This window comes from Kitasatospora griseola (assembly GCF_014648555.1).
Taxonomy (GTDB): Bacteria; Actinomycetota; Actinomycetes; order Streptomycetales; family Streptomycetaceae; genus Kitasatospora; species Kitasatospora griseola.
On sequence record NZ_BMRI01000053.1, the window covers coordinates 32,788 to 33,547 of the forward strand.

The following is a 760-nucleotide window of genomic DNA, read 5'->3' on the forward strand; positions in this document are numbered from 1 at the left end:
GGCCGGCTGCGGCAACAGCTGCGGCGCCGACGGCCCGGTCGTCGCAGACGACCAGGCACAGGTGGTCGCGGCCTGGCCGCCACCGAAGCCGAGCACCAGCCGAGCCGGGAGCGGAGGATCGGCGATCGAGGTGACGTGACGTCACGGCTGCCCGCCGAGCCCGAGCTTCTTCACCCCGAACGGGGAGAAGACCATGTGGGCAGCCCAGCCGTGGTGGATGGGAACGATCTGGGAAGGCACTGGCGTCAACGGATAGATGGCCTTGCCCCGCGACCAGTTCGCGAGCAGGCCCTCGGTGGTGTCGACTGCGGAGACCACCATCGTCACCTGCCGCTTCCCATATACGACGCCCACAAGAACCCCGCCGCCAGCCGGACCCCGACAGATCCAGGTGCCATGGAGATCGTTAGCCAAAAGCTCCTGGTCGGTAGCGGAGGGGCGGCCGTAGGCCTGTGCGACCAGTGGTAAACGATTCGACTGTCCCTGTACCTGATGACATATCAACTTCCGCCTTCCAGTCAGCGATGTCCTCGACGACCGTGAGCAGAAGGCTCGGGCCCTCGGTGGCGTCGGCGACCACGGAGTTGCGCAGGCGCACCCACTGGTAGCCGCCGTCGCGGCGGGACAGTCTGACGTCGGCCGATCCGCCCTCGGCGCTGGCGCGCAGCAGTAGCGGCAGGTCGTCGGGGTGGACCAGGTCGACGAAGCGCTGCTGGCGCAGGGTGGCCCGGGGGCGGCCGAGCAGCCGGCACAGGGCGTC

The 760-nt window shown here is 69.1% G+C and carries 2 protein-coding genes; both read right to left on the reverse strand.

Annotation, left to right across the window (positions count from 1 at the left end; translation table 11 throughout):
• Positions 1-141 precede the first annotated feature (141 nt).
• On the reverse strand, positions 142-327 hold the full coding sequence (locus IEZ12_RS35120) for a hypothetical protein (RefSeq protein WP_189278150.1): 186 nt from the start codon (positions 325-327) through the stop codon (positions 142-144).
• Between the two features lie 79 nt (positions 328-406).
• On the reverse strand, positions 407-760 hold a 354-nt coding region (locus IEZ12_RS35125; protein ID WP_308431119.1), incomplete at its 5' end, for a PAS domain-containing protein.